The following is a 5,173-nucleotide window of genomic DNA, read 5'->3' as shown; positions in this document are numbered from 1 at the left end:
GGCCGCGGCCGTCGGTGTTGGCCTGCGCGATCGCGCGCCTCGACCGCACCGGGGCGGCCGGGCAGTCGCGGACGTCCTCGCGGCGGGCGAACTCCACCAGGGTCCGCGCGTCGTCGAGCGCGACCACGCCCTGCGCGCGGTCCCCGACGCGGCCGATCAGGTGCCAGTAGCGGGCGTAGAACTCGAGCCAGGGCAGCTCCAGCTTCTCCGCCTCCTGCGCGATGGCCGGCGCCAGCACGTCGAGCTGCCCGTACCGGCCCTCCAGTGCCTGCGCGGGCACGCTGCCGATCGCCATGGCCAGACCGGTGTTACCGGCTTCGTGCAGTTGCCGCTGGGTGTCGCCCACCCAGGCCCAGATGTCCACGTCCATGGGACGTCAGTCTGCCAGCTCGGGAGGGATGACCCAAACGAACCGGCCGCCCGGCGGCCATTCCACGGCCATCCCGCGCCCGTCCCGGCCTCGCCGAGCAGACCGATGGCTACCCCGCGCCCGTCCCGGCCTCGCCGAGCAGATCCGCCAGCTCCGCCGACTCCGCCTCGTCCAGCACCGCGAAGGCGGGCGCCATCAGCCGGTCGGTGAGCTCCTCGGCCCGCACCCGGGCCCCGGCGAGTTCCGGGCCGAGCACCGGGTACGGCTCCGGCCACTCGAAGAAGCGCGCCATGGCCTCCCCCGGCATGTCGCCCAGCGGGGACTCGTGCGACTCGAGCAGCATGGCCTGCAGCGGGGTCAGCCCTTCGGCCAGCACCGCCACCGCGTGCAGGCCGCCGCGCAGTTCGCGCAGCACGTGCATGAGCTGGGTCGCCCGGGCCGGGGCGTCGTCCGGCAGCGGTACGGCCCGCCATCCGGCGAAGAGCGGGCGCCCGCCACCTCGGCCTCGGCGGCTACCCGCTCCAGCAGCTCCGCCAGGCGGGCGGCCCCGCCGAAGGCGCCGAGCCGGCGGCGGCCCCAGGCGTGGCAGGCCTCCGCGTAGAGCTCCACCGCCTTGTCCACCGGCAGCGACCGCCCGGCCTCCCAGTTGGCCCGGACGTGCCCGGCGGGGAAGAAGGCCACGGCGGAGCGGACCACGTCCGCGTCCACCTCGCCGAGCACCCCGCACCGGCCGCGGAAGTACATCGCCCGCCCGGCCAGTCCCGCCCGCTCGCTCGCCGCCTTGGCCTCACGCGAGATCATGAAGCCGCCGCCGAGCTTCCCGATCACCCCTTTGACCGCCGTCGCCGTCGCCTGCGCGTCCGCCATGCCGCTCCTCCTGAGTTCATCGAAGGAACTCAGGATGACTCACCAGAACAACACTCGGCAAGTCCCGGGGCCGCACGGCGTCATCAGAAGGAGAGCTCTCCGGAGGCCACCAGGACGGCGGGACCGGCCAGATGGCTGGTCCGCTCGTCGAGGGTGACGGTGACCGTGCCGCCGAGCACCTCGACCTCCCAGCTGCCCGTGCTCTCCCCCGCCAGGTGCGCGGCGGCCACCGCCGAGGCGACCGCGCCGGTCCCGCAGGACCGCGTCTCCCCCGAGCCGCGTTCGAAGACCCGCATCACGATCCGGCGCGGGCCCACCGCGTTGATCAGCTCGACGTTCACCCCGTGCGGGAAGTCCGCGGGGTCGAACCCGGGCTGGCGGGTCAGGTCGAGACCGGCCACCGGGTCGCCGATGACGCAGGCCAGGTGGGGATTGCCCATGTCGACGCGGAGCCCGCCGTACTCCTGCCCGGCCACGCTCGCCCGGCTCTCGCCCAGCACCCGGGGCGGGCCCATGTCCACCGTCACGTCGCCGGTCTCCGCCAGCCGTACCCGCTTGACCCCCGCCCGGGTGGCCACGGCGAACTCACCGGCCTCCGCCAGACCGGCATCGACCAGGTAGCGGGCGAAGACCCGCGTCCCGTTGCCGCACATCTCGGCCAGGCTGCCGTCGGCGTTGCGGTAGTCCATGAACCACTCCGCCTCGCCCGCCTGGTCGGCCACCTCCGGGCTGAGCTTGGTGCGCACCACCCGCAGCACCCCGTCGGCGCCGATCCCGGCCCTTCGGTCGCAGATCGCCGCCACGAGGGAGCCGGACAACTCCAGCTCGCCCTCCGGGTCGGGGAGGATGACGAAGTCGTTCTCGGTGCCGTGGCCCTTCACGAAGCGCATGCCCTCACCCTATCCGCGCGGGCGCCGGACACGGCCGCTCACCGGCGCACCCGCGCCAGCGCCCGCTCCAGCAGATCGGGGGCCTGCTGGGGGAGCCAGACCACCCGGGGGTCGCGGCGGAACCACGACTCCTGCCGGCGCACGAACCGGCGCGTCGCCCGGACCGTCTCCTCCTTGGCCTGCTCCTCGGTCCACTCCCCGGTCAGGAAGCGCAGCACCTGGGCGTAGCCGAGCGCCCGTCCGGCGGTCCGCCCCTCGGCCAGGCCCCGCCCCGCCAGCGTCCGGACCTCCTCCACCAGCCCTGCCCGCCACATGCGGTCCACCCGGAGCCCGACCCGCTCGTCCAGCACCGGCCTGGGCACCTCGACGCCGAGCTGCACGCTGTCGTAGACCGCGTCGTAGGAGGGCATCGAGGCGGAGAACGGCCTCCCGGTCAGCTCGACGACCTCCAGCGCGCGGACGATCCTGCGGCCGTTGCTCGGCAGGATCGCCCCGGCCGCCTCCGGATCCAGCCCGCGGAGCCGCTCGTGCAGCGGAGCCGGGCCGTGCGCCTCCAGCTCGGCCTCCAGCCGGGCCCGGATCCCCGGATCGGTGCCGGGGAACTCCAGGTCGTCGAGGGCGGCCCGCACGTAGAGCCCGGACCCGCCCACCAGGATCGGCACGACCCCCCGGGCCAGCAGATCGTCCATCAGCGGCCGCACCCGCTCCTGGTACTCCGCCACGCTCGCCGTCCGCCGCACGTCCCAGACGTCCAGCAGATGGTGCGGCACTCCCCGCCGCTCCTCCATCGTCAGTTTCGCCGTGCCGATGTCCATGCCCCGGTAGAGCTGCATGGAGTCGGCGTTGATCACCTCGCCCCCCAGTTCCAGGGCGAGATCGACGGCCAGATCGGACTTTCCGGCCGCCGTGGGGCCGACGACGGCGATGACGGGTAGCTGAGGCACGGGATAAGTGTCCCAACACCGGGAAGGGTCTGCGGATGGCGGCGCCTTCGACGGCCTTCCGCCGCATCCGACCATCAGCCACCAGGGGGATCACCATGTCCATCTTCGACAAGGGCAAGGACCTGATGGGCGAGCACTCCGACAAGATCGAGGAGCTCGCCGAGCAGGGCATCGACAGGGGCGAGGAGGCCGCGGGCCAGCGGTTCGCCGGACACGAGGAGCACGTCGGCATGGCCGCCGACAAGGCCAGGGAGATGGCCGAGGGGATCGACGGCCGGACCGGCCCCGCCCCGGACGCCCAGAACGCTCCGGAGGCCGGGGGGAACGGCTGACCTCCGGCGGGACCGTCCGGCCGCAAGCCGGGCGGCCCCGCGTTCCCGGCCTCCGGCCGCCCAGCGCCCGCGCTCTCAGCCCCGGCCGCCGACTCCGGCTCTCAAGTCCTTTGCGCCTCCGGCCACCGGCCCCTGGCTCTCCGCCCTCCGAGGGCTCAGTCCCAGTCGAGCGTCGGCTGCAGGTAGCCCTCCAGGGTCAGCAGCCACCGCTTGGACTCCACGCCCTCTCCCCCGCTGAACCCGCCCAGGCCGTTTCCCGCCACCACCCGGTGGCAGGGCACGATGACCGGGACCGGGTTGGCGCCCATGATCGACCCGATGGCCCGGGCGGGCACGCCCGTCCCGCTGCGCGCGGCCAGCTCGCCGTAGGTCACCGCGCGGCCGTACGGCACCGTCTCGTGCAGCGTGCCGAGGACCGCGCGCTGCACGGGCGTGGTCAGCCGCCAGTCCACCCGGGCGGAGAAGACCCGCAGCCGCCCGGCGTAGTAACCGGCGAGCTCGTCCAGCACCGGAGCCGTCCGCTCGGGGTCGTCGGCCTCGGTCAGGCCGAGCCGGGCCGGCAGCCGCGCCCTGAGGCGGTCGGCGCCGCCCCAGCACACGGCGGCCACACCGTCCCCGGTGACGGCGACGGACATCTCGCCGAGCGGGGTCGGCACGCTTCCGAAGGCCACGGTTCCTAGCATTGAGATCGTGTCCCTTCGTGAACTCGTCGTCCTCGGCACCTCCAGCGCCGTCCCCACCCGACACCGTAACCACAACGGATACCTGCTGCGCTGGGACGGGCAGGGATTCCTGTTCGACCCCGGTGAGGGCACCCAGCGCCAGATGCTCCACGCGGGCGCGAGCGCGCACGACATCACCTGGATCTGCGTCACCCACTTCCACGGCGACCACTGCCTGGGCGTGCCCGGGATCGTCCAGCGCATCGCCAGGGACGGCGTCGGGCATCCGGTCCAGGCCGCCTACCCGGCGAGCGGGGAGACCTACTGGCGCCGGCTGCGCCACGCCGCCGTCTTCGCCGACACCTCGGTGATCGCCGAACGTCCCGTCTCCGGGCCGTCCGCGTCCTTCGAGGCGGGCCCCGTCACCCTCACCGCGCGCCCGCTCTCCCACCCCGTCGAGTCGTACGGCTACCGCGTCGACGAGCCGGACGGCCGCCGGATGCTCCCCGAACGGCTGCGGGAGCGCGGCGTCCACGGGCCCGCCGTCGGCGAACTCCAGAAGGCCGGGACGGTGACCGCGCCGGACGGCTCCACCGTGCGGCTGGAGGAGTGCAGCGAGGTCCGCCGCGGGCAGAGCGCCGCGTTCGTCATGGACACCCGCCTGTGCGACGGGGTGTTCGCGCTCGCCGACGGGGCGGACCTGCTGGTGATCGAGTCGACGTTCCTGTCGGCGGAGTCGGAGCCGGCCGCGCGGTACGGCCACCTCACCGCCGGGCAGGCCGGCCGGGTGGCGGCCGAGTGCGGGGTCCGCCGCCTGGTCCTGACCCATGTCTCCGAACGCTACGGCACGGACGACGAGCCCCGTTTCCTGGACGAGGCCCGTGCGGTCTTCGGCGGCGACGTCATCCTGGCCCACGATTTGCTGCGCGTGCCCGTGCCCGGGCGCGCCTGACCCGTCCCGCCCGGCTCCGGGCGTCAGCCGTCCCGCAGCCGGAGCCGGGCCACGACGTAGCCGACGCCGTAGGGGGCGTCGTGGTAGAGGACCTCCCCGTCGAAGGAGCCCCCCCATTGCGCCCCCCGCCCCGGCCGGGGCCGTGACCGCGGCTGC

5 protein-coding genes and 2 pseudogenes are annotated in these 5,173 nt (G+C 74.4%); 2 read left to right on the top strand and 5 right to left on the bottom strand.

Features of this window, described 5'->3' with window-relative positions; genetic code table 11:
* The 4 genes and pseudogenes from ACWJ6R_RS29640 to miaA all read right to left on the bottom strand — a co-directional run.
* A pseudogene (locus ACWJ6R_RS29640) lies at nucleotides 1-370 on the bottom strand (tetratricopeptide repeat protein); the annotation flags it as partial.
* Nucleotides 371-479: 109 nt separating this feature from the next.
* A pseudogene (locus ACWJ6R_RS29635) lies at nucleotides 480-1,171 on the bottom strand (SCO6745 family protein).
* Between the two features lie 149 nt (nucleotides 1,172-1,320).
* Complete coding sequence (dapF, locus tag ACWJ6R_RS29630; RefSeq protein WP_449065385.1) at nucleotides 1,321-2,127, bottom strand: diaminopimelate epimerase; 807 nt, start codon at nucleotides 2,125-2,127, stop codon at nucleotides 1,321-1,323.
* A 38-nt stretch (nucleotides 2,128-2,165) separates the two neighbouring features.
* On the bottom strand, nucleotides 2,166-3,071 hold the full coding sequence (gene miaA / locus ACWJ6R_RS29625; RefSeq protein ID WP_449065384.1) for a tRNA (adenosine(37)-N6)-dimethylallyltransferase MiaA: 906 nt from the start codon (nucleotides 3,069-3,071) through the stop codon (nucleotides 2,166-2,168).
* A gap of 95 nt (nucleotides 3,072-3,166) precedes the next feature.
* On the opposite strand from miaA, the gene ACWJ6R_RS29620 reads away from it, so the two are divergent.
* Nucleotides 3,167-3,403 carry an antitoxin gene (locus tag ACWJ6R_RS29620; RefSeq protein WP_449065383.1) on the top strand — a complete coding sequence of 79 codons (237 nt, stop codon included), beginning with the start codon at nucleotides 3,167-3,169 and terminating at the stop codon, nucleotides 3,401-3,403.
* A gap of 155 nt (nucleotides 3,404-3,558) precedes the next feature.
* Here ACWJ6R_RS29620 and ACWJ6R_RS29615 read toward each other — a convergent pair whose 3' ends face one another.
* Nucleotides 3,559-4,074, bottom strand: a complete 516-nt coding sequence (locus ACWJ6R_RS29615; RefSeq protein WP_449065382.1) for a methylated-DNA--[protein]-cysteine S-methyltransferase — start codon at nucleotides 4,072-4,074, stop codon at nucleotides 3,559-3,561.
* 19 nt (nucleotides 4,075-4,093) lie between these two features.
* Between ACWJ6R_RS29615 and ACWJ6R_RS29610 the strand changes: the two genes are divergently transcribed.
* Nucleotides 4,094-5,017 carry a ribonuclease Z gene (locus tag ACWJ6R_RS29610; protein WP_449065381.1) on the top strand — a complete coding sequence of 308 codons (924 nt, stop codon included), beginning with the start codon at nucleotides 4,094-4,096 and terminating at the stop codon, nucleotides 5,015-5,017.
* Nucleotides 5,018-5,173: the final 156 nt, after the last annotated feature.

It is taken from the genome of Planomonospora algeriensis (genome assembly GCF_977012225.1).
This window is presented reverse-complemented; position numbering and strand designations above follow the sequence as displayed.

Coding starts and splice junctions, on each gene's coding strand:
- dapF (WP_449065385.1), bottom strand. CDS start 2,127: ATGCGCTTCGTGAAGGGCCACGGCACCGAGAACGACTTCGTCATCCTC.
- ACWJ6R_RS29620 (WP_449065383.1), top strand. CDS start 3,167: ATGTCCATCTTCGACAAGGGCAAGGACCTGATGGGCGAGCACTCCGAC.